19 protein-coding genes are annotated in these 18,671 nt (G+C 65.8%); 8 read left to right on the top strand and 11 right to left on the bottom strand.

Annotated elements, in window-relative coordinates:
* Window positions 1-23: 23 nt before the first annotated feature.
* Window positions 24-146: a hypothetical protein gene (locus AC07VI_RS08340; RefSeq protein WP_264296476.1), complete on the bottom strand. Its 123-nt coding sequence runs from the start codon at window positions 144-146 to the stop codon at window positions 24-26.
* A 232-nt stretch (window positions 147-378) separates the two neighbouring features.
* Between AC07VI_RS08340 and AC07VI_RS08335 the strand changes: the two genes are divergently transcribed.
* Window positions 379-3,072, top strand: coding sequence for a polysaccharide deacetylase family protein (locus tag AC07VI_RS08335; protein WP_086145376.1), 2,694 nt, complete (start codon window positions 379-381; stop codon window positions 3,070-3,072).
* On the top strand, window positions 3,073-3,456 hold the full coding sequence (locus AC07VI_RS08330; protein WP_086145375.1) for an immunity 22 family protein: 384 nt from the start codon (window positions 3,073-3,075) through the stop codon (window positions 3,454-3,456).
* Here the strand turns inward: AC07VI_RS08330 and AC07VI_RS08325 are convergent.
* Window positions 3,438-4,661, bottom strand: a complete 1,224-nt coding sequence (locus tag AC07VI_RS08325) for a response regulator (protein WP_492994387.1) — start codon at window positions 4,659-4,661, stop codon at window positions 3,438-3,440. The two genes, AC07VI_RS08330 and AC07VI_RS08325, sit on opposite strands and share 19 nt — an antisense overlap.
* 94 nt (window positions 4,662-4,755) lie before the next feature.
* Here AC07VI_RS08325 and AC07VI_RS08320 point away from each other — a divergent pair, with 94 nt between their 5' ends.
* Together AC07VI_RS08320 and AC07VI_RS08315 are read left to right on the top strand one after the other, a co-directional pair.
* Window positions 4,756-6,825: a TonB-dependent receptor gene (locus AC07VI_RS08320; protein WP_492994385.1), complete on the top strand. Its 2,070-nt coding sequence runs from the start codon at window positions 4,756-4,758 to the stop codon at window positions 6,823-6,825.
* A gap of 17 nt (window positions 6,826-6,842) precedes the next feature.
* A complete protein-coding gene (locus tag AC07VI_RS08315; RefSeq protein ID WP_086145372.1) occupies window positions 6,843-7,388 on the top strand; it encodes an RNA 2'-phosphotransferase in 546 nt (181 codons plus the stop codon).
* On the opposite strand, the gene AC07VI_RS08310 is transcribed toward AC07VI_RS08315, so the two are convergent.
* The 8 genes from AC07VI_RS08310 to AC07VI_RS08275 form a co-directional block, all read right to left on the bottom strand.
* Window positions 7,372-8,514 carry an aldo/keto reductase gene (locus AC07VI_RS08310; RefSeq protein ID WP_086145371.1) on the bottom strand — a complete coding sequence of 381 codons (1,143 nt, stop codon included), beginning with the start codon at window positions 8,512-8,514 and terminating at the stop codon, window positions 7,372-7,374. The two genes, AC07VI_RS08315 and AC07VI_RS08310, sit on opposite strands and share 17 nt — an antisense overlap.
* 12 nt (window positions 8,515-8,526) lie before the next feature.
* The gene (locus tag AC07VI_RS08305) at window positions 8,527-9,378 is read right to left on the bottom strand and encodes an aldo/keto reductase (protein ID WP_086145370.1); all 852 of its coding nucleotides are present in this window, start codon (window positions 9,376-9,378) and stop codon (window positions 8,527-8,529) included.
* A gap of 109 nt (window positions 9,379-9,487) precedes the next feature.
* Window positions 9,488-10,609 (bottom strand): HupE/UreJ family protein, encoded by a 1,122-nt coding sequence (locus AC07VI_RS08300; protein ID WP_086145369.1) that lies wholly within the window; start codon window positions 10,607-10,609, stop codon window positions 9,488-9,490.
* Window positions 10,606-11,817: a tetratricopeptide repeat protein gene (locus AC07VI_RS08295; RefSeq protein WP_086145368.1), complete on the bottom strand. Its 1,212-nt coding sequence runs from the start codon at window positions 11,815-11,817 to the stop codon at window positions 10,606-10,608. The genes AC07VI_RS08300 and AC07VI_RS08295 overlap by 4 nt, the downstream gene beginning before the upstream one ends.
* Before the next feature lie 70 nt (window positions 11,818-11,887).
* Entirely contained in the window at window positions 11,888-12,136 is a 249-nt protein-coding gene (locus AC07VI_RS08290) for a hypothetical protein (RefSeq protein WP_086145367.1), read from the bottom strand.
* An 18-nt stretch (window positions 12,137-12,154) separates the two neighbouring features.
* Entirely contained in the window at window positions 12,155-13,663 is a 1,509-nt protein-coding gene (locus tag AC07VI_RS08285) for a DUF4331 domain-containing protein (RefSeq protein WP_492994382.1), read from the bottom strand.
* Between the two features lie 119 nt (window positions 13,664-13,782).
* Window positions 13,783-14,430 carry an NrsF family protein gene (locus tag AC07VI_RS08280; protein WP_099374380.1) on the bottom strand — a complete coding sequence of 216 codons (648 nt, stop codon included), beginning with the start codon at window positions 14,428-14,430 and terminating at the stop codon, window positions 13,783-13,785.
* Window positions 14,427-15,017, bottom strand: a complete 591-nt coding sequence (locus tag AC07VI_RS08275; RefSeq protein ID WP_492994380.1) for a sigma-70 family RNA polymerase sigma factor — start codon at window positions 15,015-15,017, stop codon at window positions 14,427-14,429. Before AC07VI_RS08275 ends, AC07VI_RS08280 begins: the two co-directional genes overlap by 4 nt.
* Before the next feature lie 130 nt (window positions 15,018-15,147).
* Here AC07VI_RS08275 and AC07VI_RS08270 point away from each other — a divergent pair, with 130 nt between their 5' ends.
* The 4 genes from AC07VI_RS08270 to AC07VI_RS08255 all read left to right on the top strand — a co-directional run bounded on the left by AC07VI_RS08270 (window position 15,148) and on the right by AC07VI_RS08255 (window position 17,798).
* Entirely contained in the window at window positions 15,148-15,948 is an 801-nt protein-coding gene (locus AC07VI_RS08270; protein ID WP_492994378.1) for a DUF1223 domain-containing protein, read from the top strand.
* Window positions 15,948-16,544, top strand: a complete 597-nt coding sequence (locus AC07VI_RS08265) for a cytochrome b/b6 domain-containing protein (protein ID WP_492994376.1) — start codon at window positions 15,948-15,950, stop codon at window positions 16,542-16,544. Before AC07VI_RS08270 ends, AC07VI_RS08265 begins: the two co-directional genes overlap by 1 nt.
* Before the next feature lie 4 nt (window positions 16,545-16,548).
* Entirely contained in the window at window positions 16,549-17,325 is a 777-nt protein-coding gene (locus AC07VI_RS08260) for a molybdopterin-dependent oxidoreductase (protein WP_492994374.1), read from the top strand.
* Between the two features lie 191 nt (window positions 17,326-17,516).
* Entirely contained in the window at window positions 17,517-17,798 is a 282-nt protein-coding gene (locus AC07VI_RS08255) for a pentapeptide MXKDX repeat protein (protein ID WP_492994372.1), read from the top strand.
* 34 nt (window positions 17,799-17,832) lie between these two features.
* Here AC07VI_RS08255 and AC07VI_RS08250 read toward each other — a convergent pair whose 3' ends face one another.
* The gene (locus AC07VI_RS08250) at window positions 17,833-18,612 is read right to left on the bottom strand and encodes an EAL domain-containing protein (RefSeq protein WP_492994371.1); all 780 of its coding nucleotides are present in this window, start codon (window positions 18,610-18,612) and stop codon (window positions 17,833-17,835) included.
* Window positions 18,613-18,671: the final 59 nt, after the last annotated feature.

The following is an 18,671-nucleotide window of genomic DNA, read 5'->3' as shown; positions in this document are numbered from 1 at the left end:
GCGTGTCCGGTCTATTCAGCTGCTCAGTGCGGCAGGCATACGCCTCCTACCGTCCTGATGACGCTGTCGCCCGCATGCGCGCGCAGTTGCAGCAGCAATAGCGCCATGCCCAGCATCAGCGCGGCCGCGCAAAGTTTCTTGTGCATCGTCTTTCCCGTTTTTATGATCGATGGAACTTGCTTGCCCCATCAGTTGCCCGATTGCTTGTCCGATTAGTTGACGGATTAGGTGACAGGATAATTGCCTGTTGCCGACATATTATTGCCCAAATTCAGCGTGCGGGATGAGCAAATTGCCAAGCGTGCTCTACAATTATGCATCTTGCGCCTCCGCGCCATCTGAATTCTATGCATAGTATGTGAAGGGAATGACAAGCCTGTGACTTCCAAGCCGATCAAGATCGCCGCCACCGTCGTCGTGGCTCTCGCCGCCGGGGCCGGCATTTACACTTATACCCGTCCGGCAGCCACCGCCGCGCCAGCCGGCCCGGCCTCGGGCAATCCGGCCGCCGCGCCGCAGGCCGCCGCCGACACGGCCGCCGTGGCCAGCCAGTTCCGCGACCTGCTGGCCAATTTCCGCAAGATCATCGTGCTGCTGGCCGACGAGCAAAGCTTGCCCGAAGGCGCGCGCGACGAAGCCCGTAAAGTGGGCCAGGCCCTGTTCCATGAAAACCAGGAGCGCATCGCCAGGCTCGATTCCGCGCTGGATCAATTGACGGCGGCCACCAATCCGGGCCGCTTCGAGGCGCTCGACAGTCTGTTGACCTACATCGAATCCGATCCCTCGCTGTACGATGCGGACCGCCTGGCTTTCCGCGAACTGCTGCAAGGCATGCTGGCCGACGTGGCCAAGGATTCGTCCCTGCCCGCCATCAAGCTGCACAAGCGCATTTCCGAAGACCTCGACGCGCTGGGCGAGATCGAGCGCAACTACGAGAAGGAAATCCGGCAAATCTTCGGCAACCTGGGCCAGCGCGCCATCGAACTCAAGCGCGAACGGTGGGACGATTACGTGGCACAGCTGAAAAAACTGTACAGCCGCGAACAGATTCTGAAGGAAAACGGCATCGTCGTGCCCTATGCCGTGCCGCCGGCAGGTGCCGTGCCCGAAGCCAAGCCGGCGCCAAAAAAGGATGAGGCGGAAATCTTCGGCCTCGGCTTGCCGAAGAAAACCATCGTGCTGACCTTCGACGACGGCCCGCACCGCCGCTACACGGAAGAAATCAGCGCCATTTTGAAACAGTATGGCGTGCCGGCCGTGTTCTTCAACGTGGGCCGCAACCTGGGGTCGCTCGACGCGGAAGGCCACGCCAAGCTGGGCGCGGGCGCGGAAGTGAGCCGCAAGCTGATGAAAGAGGGCTATGCCGTGGGCAACCACAGTTTCAGCCACGCACAATTGTCGAAGCAGACGGGCGACAAGCTGAAAGGCGAAATCCTCGGCACCGACACGTTATTGAAAGCCATCAGCCCCGAGCGGGCCGCGCTGTTCCGCTTCCCGTATGGCGCGCGCAACAGCGAAGGCATGGCCGCGCTGGCTGATGCCCATCTGAAATCCGTGATGTGGAATATCGATTCGCTGGACTGGGCCGACCCCGTGCCCAGCTCCATCACGAACCGGGTGCTGGCCTCCGTCGACAAGGCGGGGCGCGGCATCGTCCTGTTCCACGACATTCATGAACGCACGGTCAAAGCCCTGCCGGCCGTGCTCGACAAGCTGATCGCGGAAGGCTATCAATTCGCGGGCTGGGATGGCACCAGCTTCCAGGTGGCGAAAAGCACGGCGCCCGCGCCCGAGAAAGTCCCCGTCACCACGGGCTATGCCAATTCCTGGGCCGTCGTGATCGGCATCGACGATTACGCGAAGTGGCCGAAACTGCAATATGCGGTGCGCGATGCGCAAGGCATACGCGAAACCCTGATCGAAAAATTCGCGTTTGCGCCCGAGCGCGTCGTGACCCTGAAAAACGGCGAAGCGACGCGCAACAACATCCTGGCCGCCTTCCACGACAAGCTGGCCCATGGCGGCGTGCAAAAGAATGACCGCATCTTCGTCTTCTTCGCCGGCCACGGCGCCACGCGCAAGCTGAGCTCGGGACGCGACCTCGGCTACATCGTGCCCGTCGATTCCGACCCGGCGCAGTTCGCCACGGATGCGATTCCGATGACGGAAATCCAGAATATCGCGGAGTCCCTGACGGCCAAGCATGCGTTCTTCGTCATGGACGCCTGCTACAGCGGCCTGGGCCTTACCCGCGGCGCCGGTTCCAGCTCGTTCTTGCGCGACAACGCCAAGCGCATCGGCCGGCAAATGCTGACGGCCGGCGGCGGCGACCAGCTGGTGGCCGACGGCGGGCCGAACGGCCATTCCGTGTTTACGTGGACGCTGCTGCAGGGCCTGGCCGGCAAGGGGGACCTGAACGGTGACGGCCTGATCACGGCCACGGAACTGGCGGCCTACGTGGCGCCGGCCGTCTCCAGCGTGTCGAACCAGACGCCGGCGTTCGGCAGCCTGCCCGGTTCGGAAGGCGGCGATTTCGTCTTCGAGTTGCCGGGCGAGACGGAATTCCTCAGCCCGAACACGACGCAGCTGTCGACGGAGGCCATCGCCCTGAACAGCAAGCTCGACGCCAAGCCGCAAGCGGCCAGCGTGACGGTGAAGGATTTGCAGGGCGGCGAACAGAAGATCGTCACGCCGGGCGCCGTGCCGACCTCCACGCGCCAGCTGGCGCAGCGGGCCAACGACCGTGGCTTGCAGTTGTATAAGGAGAAACAGTACGCGCAGGCGGAAGCGCAGTTTACGGAAGCGCTGAAACTGCGTCCCGACTTCGCGCTGGCCGCCAACAACCTGGGCTTTGTCTTCTACAAGCAGGAAAAATACCGCGAAGCGGCCCGCTGGTTTGAAAACACTGTCAAGATGGACCCCTCGCGCGCCATCGCCTACCTGAACCTGGGCGACGCCTATGCCAAGGCCGGCGATGCCGCCAGGGCGAAAGCGGCCTATAAAACCTATCTGGAGCTGGCGCCGACGGCCTCGACGGCCCCGGCCGTGCGGCAGAAGATGGAGAAACTGTAGTTGGCGTCCATCTTGCCCATGGTCCACGTGTTTGCCTGCAGCGGACGCTTCGCCTCCTGGGAGGCGCTGCAGGCCTACCTGTCGCCCGCGTACACGGACGATGGCGACGCCGTGCCGCCACCATTCTTCCTGGAAACGGGCCTCACGCAGTACGAGCCGGCCTGCATCGAGAGCGCGTGGCTGGCCACGCCCGCGCCGCTGGCCGAGCTGCTCGACGGCGTGTCGTATGCCGGCAGCTGGCTGGCGCAGGCCGGCGCGGACGCGGACGCGCAAGGCGTGCAGGCCGACGCCAGCGTGTGCGTGTTTGCGCCCAATCAACTGGCGCACCCGCAGCGCGGCTCGCTGCATTACGTGGGCCGCTACTGCTACGATATAGCAGGCTGAGCGTCATCCCCAGGTCCTTCGTGCAGCAGCTTGTTGACGCTGGCCAGCAAGCTCGTGCCTGAGGTGGTGATGAAGCGGGCGCCGGCCGTCTCCGCTTCCGTGCCATAACTGGCGACCGTATCCTTGCTGCAATACACGACGATGGGCAATTCCGGCAAGGTCTGGCGCACGGCGCGCACCGTGCGCACGCCCGCATCCTTGATGCGCCGGCCGTTTTCCACCCGCGCCATGTCCGTGATGAGCAGCGCGTAATGCTTCTGTTGCAGCATGGCCAGCGCCTGGCGCATCGAGATCGCCTGGTCCACCTTGATATTTTCCCGTTCCAGCTGTTCCACCAGCAAGGTATTGTTGCGCGGATGGTCGTCCAGCCACAGCACGAGGCTGGACGGCTTTTGCGCCGTCGGCACGCCCGCCAGGGCCGTGACGGGGCCGCCGTCGGGCGGGTGGGCCAGCAGCAGCTGGGTGACGGCTTCCTGCATGTCGTCGAGCGATTTCTGCTGCAAACGGCTCAGTTCCGTCACTTCGATTTCCTTGCCGCTTTCCAGGCGCACGGATTCGTTTTTGACGAGATTGTCGGCCCGCTTGATCATGATGGACAGGTAGATGCGCGTGAGCAGGTAGCCGATCAGGAAACCGTGCACGGAAAAGAACAGCATGATGCCGCCGACGACGGCCATGGCCGCGGCCGCATCGACGGCCAGGCTGGGCGCGATGAAGGCGGCCATTTTGCGCGCGCTGCCGGGCAGGCTTTTGAGCTCGATCAAACCCACGCCGACGATGATTTTCGTCAGCCAGTCCGACACTTCCACCAGGTTGGAATTGATTTCCATGGGCGTGGGCGTGCCGAGGAACAGGGTATTGCTGGTGTTGCCAGGCGGCCCATCGGCGGGCGCCGCCGGCGGCTCGTCCCCGGGACGGCCCTTGCCGTTGGCCCGCTCATCGGGCGGCGGCGCATTGACGGTACCCGACGGCACGGTGCGCGGTATGCCGAACAGGAAACCCAGCAGCATGCCGCTGACGCAGAAACCCAGGCTCCACAACAGGGCCGGCACGGCCTGGTAATACGGTGGCAGCAGGGCGCCCGCCAGTACGGCCAGCAGGCCGGCCAGCAGGATGAACAGCAGGATGTAGGGCAGCACGTCGCGCTTGCGCACGGCTGCCGTGGCGGTTTTTGTCGCCTTGCCGGCGCTGTCGCTCAGATCCACGGTCGCTCCTTGAAAATGCTGAATCCAGGCAGCCAGCGTGCCGCGTATATATCCCATAGGAGCCTGTAATGACATCATAAAAAGGGGAGGCGCGATGCCATTGATAAAACGCAAACAGCTGGCAGCTTGTGCCTTGCTGCTGCTGTCCGGCGCCGGCAAGGGGGCCGCGCCGGAGGCCCCATCGTCCACGGATGCGTCGCGCACCGTGCGCGTGACGGGCCACTACGACAACGCCGTCGGCACCTCGGACGCGGCCAGCCAGGGCGTCATCACCAGCGAACTGATCGTCAACCGGCCCGCCTTGCGCACGGGGGAATTGCTGGAGTTCGTGCCAGGGCTCATCGTCACCCAGCACAGCGGCGACGGCAAGGCCAACCAGTACTTCCTGCGCGGCTTTAACCTCGACCATGGCACGGATTTCGCCACTTACGTCGACGGCATGCCCGTCAACATGCGCACGCATGCACATGGGCAAGGTTATGCCGACCTCAATTTCCTCATTCCCGAGCTGGTGCAGCGCATCGACTACAAAAAGGGACCGTATTTCGCCGGCGAAGGCGATTTCGCCTCAGCGGGCAGCGCGCGCATCCGCCTGGCCGACAGATTGCCGCAAGGCCAGGCCAGCGTGTCCTTGGGCCAGCACGGCTATGTGCGGGCCGTCGTGGCCGATTCCGTCGCTTCCGGCCCCGGCATCCTGCTGGTCGGCCTGGAACTGAACCGCAACAATGGCCCCTGGGACGTGCCGGAGCGCGTGCGTAAAGTGAGCGGCGTGCTGCGCTACAGGCAGGGCAGCCCGGACGACGGCTTCAGCGTGACGGCCATGGCCTATAAAAACAGCTGGAACGCTACCGACCAGGTGCCGCTGCGCGCAGTCGAATCCGGCCTGATCGGCCGCTTCGGCTCGCTGGCGCCCAGCGACGGCGGCGACACCTCGCGCGCCAGCCTGTCCTACGCGTTGCGCCGGCGCACGGAAAACCGGCTGTTCGAGCTGGACGCGTACCTGATCGCCTCGCAGCTGGAACTCAATAGCGACTTCACGTATTTCCTGGCCAGTCCGGCCACCGGCGACCAGTTCCAGCAAAGCGAACGGCGCGCGGTGGCCGGTGTCAACGCCAGCGAAAGCTGGACCACGCAGCTGGCAGGCTTGTCCATGCGCAACAAGCTGGGCGTGCAGGGCCGTGTCGACCGGCTGTCGCCCGTGGGCCTGTACAGCACGGTAGACCGCATCCGGCAAGCCACGGTGCGCGAAGACCGGGTGCGCGAGGCCAGCGTCGGCGTGTACGGCGAAAACACGGCGCAATGGCTGCCCTGGCTGCGTTCCGTGGCGGGCCTGCGCTATGACGCCTACCGTTTCAAGGTGGCCAGCAGCGTGGAAGGCAATAGCGGCGCGGCAAGCGGGCACCTGGTGTCGCCGAAGCTGTCATGGATACTCGGGCCGTGGCGCCAGACGGAATTCTTCGTGAACTACGGCAAGGGTTTCCATAGCAACGATGCGCGGGGCGCGACGCAGACGCGCTTGCCCGACGGCGCGCCTTCGGCTCCCGTCACGCCCCTCGTGCCGACCAGGGGCATGGAACTGGGTGCGCGCACGGAATGGCTGCCGGGCCTGCAAAGCTCGCTGGCCCTGTGGCGGCTCGACGTCGCGTCGGAACTGCTGTTCGTCGGCGACGCGGGCGGCACGCAGCCGAGCCGCGCCAGCCGCCGCCACGGCGTCGAGTGGAACAACCATTATGTTGCCGCGCCGTGGCTGCTGTTCGACCTGGACCTGGCCGTCTCGCGCTCGCGCTACACGCAGAACGATGCGGCCGGCAACTTCATCCCGGGCGCGATCGGCACGGCGGCCTCGTTCGGCGTCACGGTGACGGACCGGGGACCATGGTCGGGCGCCTTGCAGCTGCGCTACTTCGGCCCCCGTCCCTTGATCGAGGACAATAGCGCGCGGTCGGCCTCGACCACCCTCGCGTATGCGCGCCTCGCTTACCAGTTCAACCGCAGGATGCGGCTGTCGCTCGACGTGTTCAACCTGCTCAACAAGCGCGCCAGCGACATCGATTATTACTACGCGTCGCGGCTGCCCGGCGAGGCGCAAGACGGGGTGGCCGACCGCCATTTCCATCCGCTGGAACCGCGTTCCGCGCGCCTGACCTTGTCATATGCGTTCTGACAACGCTAAACTGGGGCATGACAGATCAATTAGTACAAACCAGTAAATTCCTTTCCCTCATACTGCGCCACGCCCCCGAAAAAATCGGCCTCGCGCTCGATGCCCAGGGCTGGGCCGACATAGCCCAGCTGCTGGCGCAGGCGGGCCAGCATGGCCGCCGCCTTTCCCGTGAACAATTGGATGAGGTGGTGGCGCGCGACAGCAAGGCGCGCTACGCCATCAGCGGCGACGGCTTGCGCATCCGCGCCAGCCAGGGGCACTCGCTGGCCGCCGTCGATCTCGCCCTGCCGCCCGCCGCGCCGCCCGCCATGCTGTACCACGGCACGGCCAGCCGTTTTCTCGAGGCGATCCGCGCAGCCGGCCTGCTGCCCGGAGCGCGCAAGCACGTGCACCTGTCGTCCAGCCGCGAAACGGCCGTGGCCGTGGGCGCGCGCCATGGCAAGCCCGTCGTGCTGACGGTCGCTGCGGCCGCCATGCAGGCGCAGGGCCATGTGTTTTATGTGTCCGACAATGGCGTGTGGCTGACGCAGGCCGTGCCGCAGGTGTTTATCGGTTTTCCCTGAGGACAGGCCGCACTGCGGCTTCCACGCCCGAGTAGGCCTGCACGGCATCGGGCAGCCGGGCGCCTTGCACCTCAATCGCCGCGACAGCCTGGTTCAGCTCGGCCAGTTCTGCTGACGTAAGACGCACGCCAGCCGCGCCCAGGTTGTCTTCCAGGTGCGCCATCTGCGTCGTGCCGGGGATGGGCACGATCCACGGCCGCTGCGCCAGCAGCCAGGCGAGGGCGATCTGGGCGGGTGTGGCCTGCTTGCGCGCCGCCCACGTCTTCACCAGTGCCACCAGCGCCAGGTTGTGCGGCAGGTTTTCCGGCGCAAAGCGCGATTCGACCTGGCGGATATCGCCCTCGGCAAAACGGGTTCTGGCGTCGATGGCTCCCGCCAGGAAGCCCACGCCCAGCGGGCTCCACGGCACGAAGCCTATGCCCAGCTCTTCGCACAGGGCCAGCACGCCGGTTTCCGGTCCGCGCCACAGCATCGAATATTCGCTCTGCACGGCGGAAACGGGCAGGGCCGCATGGGCGCGCCGCAGGGTATTGACGCCCATCTCGGACAGGCCCCAGTGCAGCACTTTGCCATCGCGCATCAGGTCCTGCACGGCGCCGGCCACGTCCTCGATCGGCACTTGCGGGTCCACGCGGTGCTGGTACAGCAAGTCGATGCGGTCCGTGCGCAGGCGCTTGAGCATGCCGTCGACGACCAGTTTGATGTGATCGGGACGGCTGTTGGTGCCGGGACGGCGCTCGCCCGTCTGCTGGTCGATATTCCAGCCGAACTTGGTGGCGATGACGACGTCGTTGCGGAACGGCGCCACGCCCTCGCCGAGGATGCGCTCCACCTCGTGCGGGCCATAGGCCTCGGCCGCGTCAAACAGGGTGACGCCCTGCTCGTAAGCCGTGCGAATGATGCGATGCATTTCGGGACGGCCGGGTATTATCGCCTGGTAAGTGCGGCTCATGTTTTGCACGCCCAGGCCGATGCCCGACACTTCCAGCTGGCCCAGCTTGCGGCGGCCCTCCACCGTAGCGCGCACCGCCTGTCCCCGTGCCGAGCCGATCAATGGCATGGCGGCCAGGCTGCCCGCCGCCAGCAGGAAACCGCGGCGGCCCGTGCTTGTATCGTTTGTTGGCATGTGTGTTTTCCCTTAAATATCAAGCTTGCGTTCGGCCATCCATTGGACGATGGCGGGGTCGCGGTGCGAAAAGAAGCTGCTGACGCCCGTTTCCAGGGCGGCGATGGCCGCCATGTCCGCTTCGTCCAGGTCAAAATCGTCAATCGCCAGGTTTTCCGCCATGCGCTCGCGGCGCACGGTCTTGGCCAGCACGGCCACGCCCCGCTGCGTGAGCCAGCGCAGGACGACCTGGCCGACGGACTTGCCGTGCCTGCTGGCGATGCCCAGCAGCAACTCGTTGTTGAACAGGTTGTTGCGGCCTTCGGCGAACGGCGCCCACGCCTGCGGCTGCACGCCGTGCTCGCGCATGAAAGCCACGCTGTCGGCCTGCTGGTGGAAAGGGTTGACTTCGATCTGGTTGACGGCGGGCGCGATGTCGTTGAAGGCGATGATGTCCATCAGGCGGTCGGGCTGGAAATTGCTCACGCCGATGGCGCGCAGCTTGCCGCTGCGATACGCATCCTGCATGGCGCGCCACGATCCATGTACGTCGCCAAACGGCTGGTGGATGAGGAACAGGTCCAGGTAATCGAGCCGCAGCCGCCGCAGCGACCGCTCGATGGCGTCGCGCGTGCGTTCGTAGCCCGTGTCCTGCACCCACAGCTTGCTGGTGACGAACAGCTCTTCGCGCGCCACGCTGCCATGCTCGATGCCCTGGCCGACGGCCGCCTCGTTCAGATAGGACGCGGCCGTGTCGATCAGGCGGTAGCCGGCGGCAATGGCAGCGATCACGGCGCGTTCGCATTCGGCCGGGTCGGGAATCTGGAAGACGCCGTAGCCGGCGACGGGCATGCTGATGCCGTTGTTCAGGGTGACGTGCTCCATGGCTGGCTCCTTCGCTTATTGACAGGAGCTACTCTAAGCCTTGCGCGACTCGTTGATAAGCCCTTGTAATCGGCATGATCTTATTAGCTGCGCTAATGAATAGCCTCATTCATGCGCTGATCAGCTTGATATCGGCCACGCGCTCCACCAGCCACACGGCCGCCACCAGCGCGATGGCCAGCGACCCGACGGTCAGCGCCCGCCGGTACAGCCAGGTCTTGCGCAGCAGCCAGGCGAGGGGCAGAAACGCGGCGACGATGGCCAGCTGGCCCAGTTCCACGCCCACGTTGAAGCCGAACAGGCTGGCCAGCAGCGAGGACTGGGGCAAGCCCAGGTCGCGCAGCACGCTGGCAAAGCCGAAGCCGTGGATCAGGCCAAAGGCGAAGGCTGCCACGGGGCGCTTGCCGCGGAACAGGGGCAGCAGGTTGTTCAGCGCGGCCAGGATCACGGAAGCGGCAATCGCCGATTCCACCCAGCGCGACGGCAGCGAGACGAGCGACAGGCTGGCCAGGCTCAATGTGATGGAGTGGGCAAGGGTAAATGCCGTGACGACCTTCAGCACATCATGGAAGGCCGCCTGCAAGCCTGGCTGCTGGTCGCGCAAGCCGGGCAGCAGGACGGCCGGCAGCAGCAGCGACAGCAGGAACAAAATATGGTCGTAGCCTATCCAGATGTGCCAGATGCCGTGTTGCACGTAGGCGCCGAACTGCGCCAGGCGCTCGGGCGCGGCCAGCGAGATCGTCTGGCGCGGGTTGTCCGGGTCGAAGATGGCCGTCTGCGTGGCGCCGTCGCTGTTGATCTTCAGCAGCCCCTTGTGCTGCGGATCGAGGTCGGCGAACAGGGTGTAGCCGATGGTCAAACTGGCTGGCGCGGCGTTGCCGGGGCAGGTGGCCGCAAAGCGCAGCACGTTGTAGGCGCCGTCCGTGTGGCGGTCGATCAGCTGTTCGGCCGCTTCCAGCGTGCACGCGCCCTCGTCGCCGGCCAACTGCAGGCGCTGCAGCGCGTAGGCGGCAATGGCCGCGTGGCGCGCGCGGATTTCATCCCAGGTCAGGGCGCCGTCGCCATTGCCGTCGAGGCCGATGGCGAAATCGAGGTCGCGCAGGGCGATATCCCATTGGCCGTCGAGCTGCCGGCCGTGCACGGCCAGGCTCAGGTAGCTGTCGCTGGGCTTGTGCGCGTGCGCGGGGGCCAGCCAGGCGCACAGGAACAGGATGAACAGGCAGCGTTTCACAGTACACCTGCTTTCTTGATAAAACTGATTTTCTGCCCATCCTGCGGGCCCAGTTGCCTGGCGAGCCGCTGCAGGGCCACGTCTTCCACGCCATTCGCCGCCACCCACGCCAGCACAGGTTGCGCGGCGCCGTAGTCGCGCGCGGCCAGGGCCGCCTCGAGCACGATGCGCATGTCGGGCACTTCCTTCTGGATGGCCCAGTTCTGCTGCGCCAGCCGCAGGGCGGACGGCACATCGTGTTGCAAAAACAGGGCGAAACGGGCTTGCTCGCGCTGGTGTACGGTATCGCCCCGCTGCATGGCGGCGGTGAAGCGGGCCGCCAGTTCGGCCTTCGCCGCCTGGAACGCCGATTGCCGGCCGGGCAGCGATTGCAGGGCCAGCGCGTAGCGCAGCAGCAGGGCGTCGATGCGCTGCCGGTCCTGCAACAGCGCGACGACGTCCTGCGGGCGCTGGCGGTCCAGCAGGAAGTCGGCGTAGGCGCCCAGCAGATAGCTGTCGCGCGGCTGCCGCGCCAGCGCCGCCTTGTAGCGGGCCTCGGCCAGCGTTGAATCTCCGCGCCGCGTGGCCATTTCCGCCAGCAGGGTGGCGGCCCAGTTTTCCAGTTCGGCCGCCGTGCCGGCGCTCCTTTGCAGGGTCAGGCCCAGCAAGCGCTCGCTGGCGGCGGCGCGGCCCGTGACGCCGGCGATATTGGCAAGGCAGGTGACGGTGGCCAGCTGCGCGGTCAGCGCCGACAGCCGGGCGCAGGCCGCTGTCGCCTGCGGGTAGTCGCCCTGCACGCTGAGCACGGTGGCGCGCGTCAGCCAGGCCTGGGCGTCGTGCGGCTGCTGCGCGAGGACGGCATCGAGGTCTTGCAGGGCGAGACCGAAATGGTGGGTGCTTTGCAGGATGGTGGCGCGCAGCAGGCGCACGGGGACGGGCGGCGCCGCCTGCCGCCACCAGGGCGCCAGGGCCGCTTGGGCGTAGCCCAGGTAGCGCGGGTCCGTTTCGCTGCGCGCCAGCGCGATGTAGCGCTGCGCCAGGCCCGTCGCCAGGGCCAGGTCTTGCTGCGTGGCATTCAATTGCTGGCGCAGGCCGCGCAGTTCGCGCTGCGCGGCATCGGCGCGGCGCGGCAGCTGCTCGATGACGGCGCTGCCGTCCTTTGGCGTGTAGGGGGCGGCCACGGCCAGCAGGGGCAGGCAGGCGCACAGCAGGGAAATCGGTGTTTTCATCGCGGACGTTTCCGTATCGATGTGAAAGGGCGCAGGCGCCGGGCGGTGCCGCTCCGGCGCCTGCGTGAGGCTACAGCGCCGCCGCTTCCGTGTCTTCCGGCGACGTCGCCATGATGGCGTCGGTGGCGACGCCTTCCTTGTCATCGCTGGTGTTCAGAATGATGTCGCTGACGGCTGCATAAAAGGCGTCGGGCATGGCCGCGGGCGGGGGATTGACGCCGCCGTTGTCGCCACTGTGGCCGTCGTGGCTGCCGCCGCCACCGCAGCCGGCCAGCAGGGCCGTGAGCGCCAGGGCGCCCAGTGCATGGAGCTTGTTCATCGCGTTCTCCTCGTTGGCTTACAGTTGCGGCGAACCGGCAATGGGGGTTTTCAGGTAGGGGAAACCCGCCGTGAAGTAGGTTTCATCGACGAAGGCGCCGTCCGTGAAGTGCAGGCCGCCGGCCGGGGCGTCGGACGGGGCGCAGCCGATGTTCAAGGTGCACAGCTTGCCCATGGCCACGCGCAGCACCACGTCGACCACGTCGTCGCCGGGGCGGCGGCCGTTCGGAAAGCCCGCGTTGTCGCCGTCGATGACGCCCAGGCGCTTTTGCGATCCCGGGGCAGTGGGCGCGATCGAGGTGTTCAGGCGCAGCATTTCCGAGGCGACGACCGTCGCCGGCTGGTTCACGCCCTTGATGCCGGTCAAGAAGGCGGCCACGAGGTCGTTGCGGGGGAAGTTGGTGGGCGCCTTGGCGCCTGCCGAGCCGAACAGCACTTCCACCAGGGCCGGCACGGTGGGATTTTTCACATAGTCGGCAAATTGCGCGTCGCCGGCCGGCTTGCTGGCGTTGAAGCGGTCCTTGTCCTTCAGGCCGATGACCAGTTCATTGACCAGCGGCATGCCCAGGCGCGACACCTGCACCCACGCGCCGCCTTCCTTCGATGCGGGAATGGCGCCCGGCGCCGGGTTCAGCAAACGTCCCTGGCGCAGGCTGGCCGTGGTCCAGCCGCCGATGACAGGGTCGCTGCCGGCCGTCAGGCAGGCGGTCGGCACTTCCATCTCGATGGCCGTGACGTTCTTGCGCGCCAGGTCATCCCTGGCGGCGGACTCCGCATTGGCGGCGAATTCCGTGGCGGGCGCCTTGATGTTGATCAAGTCGAACGTTTCGCCCAGGTTCACCACGAAGGGGTCCTTGCGCTGGCCGACGAACAGGCGCGCCGGCGCGGCGCAGCCGGGGATGTTGACCGTGTAGACGTGCTGCGCGGCATACGCGGCGTAATTGGGGATGGCCTTGTTGCCGATATTGTCGACGGGCTTGTCGAACGTCGTGCCGCCGCCGCTGGCGTTGGTCACGCTGCTCCTCGTGCCGCCGCGGCGGTCGCCCCGCACCACCGTCACGGTATACGTTTCGCGCACGTTCAGGCCCGGCGGATTGACGGAATCGATGGCGCCGCCATTGATGACGAGCGGAATCGAGACTTTCTTGCCGCCCACGGTGAACTGGTCATCCTTGATGGTGTTGGCAAAGCGGAACTGGAAGGTGAGGTCTTCCTTGCCGTCGCCGTTGTTGTCGATGTGGATTTCGTACAGGGCGTTGGGGTCCATGGTGAAGTAATTCGGGCCGCCATAGGCGTCCTGCAGCGGCACGTAGTCGGCCACCATGGTGGTGTAGGCGCCGCGGCCCGCCTCGTAGCTGCGGAACATATAGAAGTCGGTGGCGTCGACTTTGGGGTTTTGCGTGATGAACGGCGCTTCGCGGTGGCTGGACGCGTGGGCGGCCGGCGCGATGGCCAAAGTGAAGGAAACGGCGAGCAGGTTGCCCAGGAGTGCGGCGCCCAGTGCGGTTTTCGAGCGTGACAAAGACATTTCGATTCTCCCGATTTTGTGTTTGCGTTGACAGGCAAGTCCAAGAAACTGCAGGCTGCCTGGCTTATACGCACGGGGGAAGAAAACGGATTCACTGCCTCGAAAAGGATGTCATTGCCTTACCAGGCCAGCACTTTCGGGCCGATGGCCGCGCCGATGGCCGTGGGCACCAGCATGCCCAGCACGTACCAGAAGCCGACGAAGCTGGCGGCCAGCTCCGGGCAGTGCAGGCAGTAGACGAGGGCGGCGCCGCCGCCGGCGGCAAAACCGGCGGCGGCGCCCGCCAGGCGCAAGCGCGTGGGCGCCAGTTCGCGCATGCAGCGCAGGACGGCGGCCAGGATGGGCAAGGACAGCATGGCGATCAGCAGCGGGCAGCTGCGCCAGGTGGCGCCCCAGAACAGTTCGGCGCGCTGCCCGGGCGGGGCTTCCTGCATGACGATGGCGCCCAGGGTCCACATCAGCAGCAGGGGCATGGCGACCAGCAGGGGCAGGGCGCGGGTAGCGGCGCCCGGCAGGCACAGGCGGCTGCTCGCCTGCCAGGCCGCCAGGCAGATGCAGGCGACAAAGCCCACCTTGATCCAGAAGTCGGGCAGCTGCGCCAGCTGGTCCAGGTTGGGGCGCACGCCCAGCAGCATGGCCATCAGGGTCACGCTGGCCAGCAGGCCGGCGCCCAGGGTGGACGCGGCGCGCCAGCGGGCGCCGGGCGGCGGCGCGGCGGCCACGTCGGGGCCGCTGGCCAGCATGGCGATCAAGTCATCGGTTTTCATGATGCAATTCCTTCAGTCCTTAAATGGGCCGCCAGTGCCTTCAGGCCGCGATGCACGGCCACCTTGACGCTGGCTTCCGAAATATCCATGGCGGCCGCCGTGTCGCGCACGGACCAGCCGTCGAGCTTGGTATGCACGATGGCATCGCGCTGCTGCGCCGGCAAGGTGGCCAGCAGCCTGCCCAGGTCGCGGCTGGCCTCGGCCGCCTCGGCATCGGCGCTGGAAAACAGTTGCTGCGCGCTATCTTCTTCGTCATACGGCTGGTGCTGCGCCTCGCGCCGCCCGTGCCGGCGCAGCCAGTCGATCAATTTGTAGCGCGCGATCGCATGGATCCACGACGTCAGCGGCACGCGCGTGTCATACGTCAGTCGCTGGTTATGGATGGCTAATAAACATTCCTGCACCAGGTCTTCCACCTCGTCCGGCCAGCGCTGCAGGCGGCGCCGCAAGAAGGCGCGCAGATGGGCACTGGTTGCTTGTAGGAAATTACGGTAAGCCTGCGCATCGCCATCGAGTCCGCGCAGCAGCAGGCCATGCAGCCGCAATTCCGCGCCATGCAACTGCTTACTGACAGGTATTCGTTGCATGCGGGCCTTTGGTGACAGGCGTTGAAAAAAATAAATCTCACTTATTTTGCCGGCGGCTGTAACCAATCCGTCCAACGCGGCGAATTGACAGGCAAGCACGTTTCTCATATCAATATACCGGTGAAAGACCATGGACATCAAGCACCGCCTGGCAATCCTTCTACTTCCCGCCCTGGCCGCGGCGGGGCCGAGCGCCGCGCAGCTGGCGGCCGGCCGGCGCTGCGACGTCAACAGCGGTGCGCGGACGGCGGCGCTGGTAGAGCTGTACAGCAGCGAAGGCTGCTCCAGCTGCCCGCCCGCCGACCGGCGCCTGAACGCCTTGCGCCAGCAGGCGGGGGCGGACAGCCTGGTCGTGCCGCTGGCCCTGCACGTCACCTACTGGGACCAGAACGGCTGGGCGGACCCGCTGGCGCAGCCGCAATTCGACGCGCGCCAGGCCGAGTTGCTGCGCCGCCAGCGGCGTCATACGGCCTACACGCCGCAGTTTTTCGTCGGCGGCATGGAATTGCGGGACTGGCAGGCGCAGCTGCCGGCGGCCATCGGCCGCATCAACGCGACCGCCGCGCCCGTCACCATTGGCCTGTCCGCCATGCCGGGGCCGGGTGGCAAGCTGCTGCTGCAAGCCGATGCCAGCGCGCCGGACGCGCACACGGGCGGCCAGCTGTATGTGGCCGTCAGCGAAAGCGCCATCGTCTCGACCGTGCTGCGCGGCGAAAACCGGGGCGCCACCCTGCGTCACGATGCGGCCGTGCGCCTGTGGCTGGGGCCGCTTGCGCTGGTGCAAGGCCGCGCCCGCCTGCGCCGCGAAGTCCAGCTGCCGGCCAGCTGGCGCCCGGAAAACCTGCAAATCGTCGCCTTCGTGCAGCGGGCCGACAGCAGCGCCATCCTGCAAGCCGTCAGCACGGCATCGTGCGCGAAGGGAGTCATGTGATGAACGGGCAAATGAACGTGATCCATCCGGCCTGGCTGCGCCTGACGCACTGGCTCAACGCCATCGCCGTGGTGGTGCTGGCCACCAGCGGCTGGCGCATCTACAACGCGGCGCCATTCTTCCCCTTCGAGCTGCCGCGCGCGCTGACCCTGGGCGGCTGGCTGGGCGGCGCCCTGCAATGGCATTTCGCCGCCATGTGGCTGCTGGTGGGCAATGGGCTGCTGTATCTGGTCATCAATATCGTCTCGGGACGGCTGCGGCGCCAGTTCTTTCCCCTCTCGCCGCGAGCGCTGCTGGCCGATTTCGTCGCCGCGCTGAAGGGCAAGCTGGCCCATGCGGACCCGCGCCGCTACAACATGGTGCAGCGCGCCGCCTACCTGTTCGTCATGCTGGATTGCATCGTGCTGGTGCTGTCCGGCCTGGTGCTGTGGAAATCCGTGCAGTTTCCTATCTTGCGCGAGCTGCTGGGCGGCTACGAGAGCGCGCGCAGGGTCCACTTCATCGCCATGACGCTGCTGACGGGTTTTGTCGGCGTGCACCTGCTGATGGTGGCGCTGGTGCCGCGCACCCTGGTCGCCATGCTGCGCGGCCGCTAAGGAGATGAGCATGAAAAAAACCATCATCGTGCAAGAACAGGGACAGGCCATGCTGGCCGACGCCTTGCGCCAGATCAAGCAGCCGTCGCGGCGTCTGTTCCTGCAGCGCAGCCTGAGCCTGGGCGGCCTGTCCTTGCTGACGGGCTGCAACGCCAGCGACCCGTCCGCCATCGAGACAGCCTTGATGGCCGTGTCGCGCATGAACGACCGGGTGCAGGGCTGGCTGTTCGACCCGAATAAACTGGCGCCGACTTACCCGGACTCCATGATCACGCGGCCGTTTCCCTTCAATGCCTATTACGGCGAGGATGAAGTGGAACAGGTCGATGGCGAGGCCTGGCGCCTGGAACTGAGCGGCCTGATCGCCGACAAAAAGCCGTGGACCCTGCCGCAGCTGCGCGCCCTGCCGCAGCAAACGCAGGTGACGCGCCACATCTGCGTGGAAGGCTGGAGCGCCATCGGCAAGTGGGGCGGCGTGCCGTTTTCCCATTTCCTCAAGCGGGTGGGCGCCGACACGACGGCCAGATACATCGGCTTCCGGTGCGCCGACGATTATTTTACGAGCATCGACATGGCCACGGCCCTGCACCCGCAAACCATCATGGCCCTGACCTACGACGGCAAGGAATTGCCGCCGAAATACGGTTACCCGATGAAGCTGCGCATGCCGACCAAGCTGGGCTACAAGAACCCCAAGCACATCCAGGCCATTTTCGTCACGAACACCTACCCGGGAGGGTATTGGGAGAATCAGGGATATAACTGGTTCGGCGGCTCCTAGGAAGGCCGGGGAGCCGGCCAGGGCGGCGTTGCATTGCCTTGTCGTACCAGTCGTACTGCCTGCGGCAATGCGCCTGGCCCTGACCACCTCCCGGCCTTCCTTCTATTCGGCAGCAAGCAGCACCCTGTAGCACAGCAATAGCTTTACCACCGGGCAATCTTGCCCATTTAACCCAGAGACAAGGACATATCATGAAAACCACCATTACCACCTTCGCCGCCATCCTCGCTTCCGCCATCCTCATGTCGGGCGCCGCCTTTGCCCAGGACGCCATGCAGAAAGACGCCATGGCCAAGGACGCCTCGGCCGACGCCATGCACAAGGACGCCATGGGCAAGGACGGCATGCACAAGCCGATGCCGAAGAAACACATGAAAAAGGATCACATGGCCAAGGATGGCATGGCAAAAGACGCCATGGCGAAAGACGCGATGAAGAAGGATGACATGAAGAAGGATGCGATGGGCAAGTAAGCAGCCGGGCAGGCCCGGGCGTGGTGGCTGCCGCTCACCACGCTGCGGGATCGATCTTGCCTATGGCCATCAGCGCCGGCTTGCAAAATAAATATCCCTGCATCAGGTCGATGCCCATCACCCGCAGGCAATCGCGTTCGGCGGCCGTTTCGATGCCCTCGGCCAGGACTTGAATGCCGAGTTCGCTGCAAATACCGATGATGCCCTTGACGATGGCCTGTTTCGGCGCGCTTGCCTCGACGCCGCGCACCAGTTCCATGTCGATCTTGATGATGTGCGGCTGATACTCGGACAGCAGGGTCAGTCCCGCGTAGCCGGCGCCGAAATCGTCGATGGCCGTCTGGAAACCGAAGCGCCGGTACTCATGGAAGATGTTGACGAGGTGGGGGCGGTCGCGCACTTCTTCGCCCTCGGTGACCTCGAAGATAATGTGGCGGATGGGAAAGTTGTGCTCGCGCGCGGCGGCTAAAGTTGCCTGAATGCAAGCGTCGGGGCGGTACACGGCGTTCGGCAGAAAGTTGATGGACAGATATTCCCCGATGCCCAGCAGGGCCGCGCCCTCGATGGCGCGCACGCGGCAAGCCTGGTCGAAGACATAGCGGTTTTCGTCATTGACCTGGGACAAGACCGAGTAAGCGGATTCGCCGTTGGGGCCGCGCACCAGGGCTTCATGGCCAAAGATCGAGCGCGTGGACAGTTCGACGATGGGCTGATAGGCAAAGGTGAAATCGAAGCCCAGCGGCGCCGCTTGCCGGCATTGGCTGCAGCCGGCATTTTTCCCTGATGGGCCTGAGGTGTCGCTGGAGGACGTCATGGTCGCACCGCTTTTGATGGCAATTGCACATAGTTATACCATGGCATGGCGCCCGCGCA

The sequence above is a fragment of the Janthinobacterium sp. GW821-FHT03A03 genome (assembly GCF_059421435.1).
Note: the sequence above shows the minus strand (reverse complement) of the source record. Positions and strands in the feature narration are given on the sequence as shown.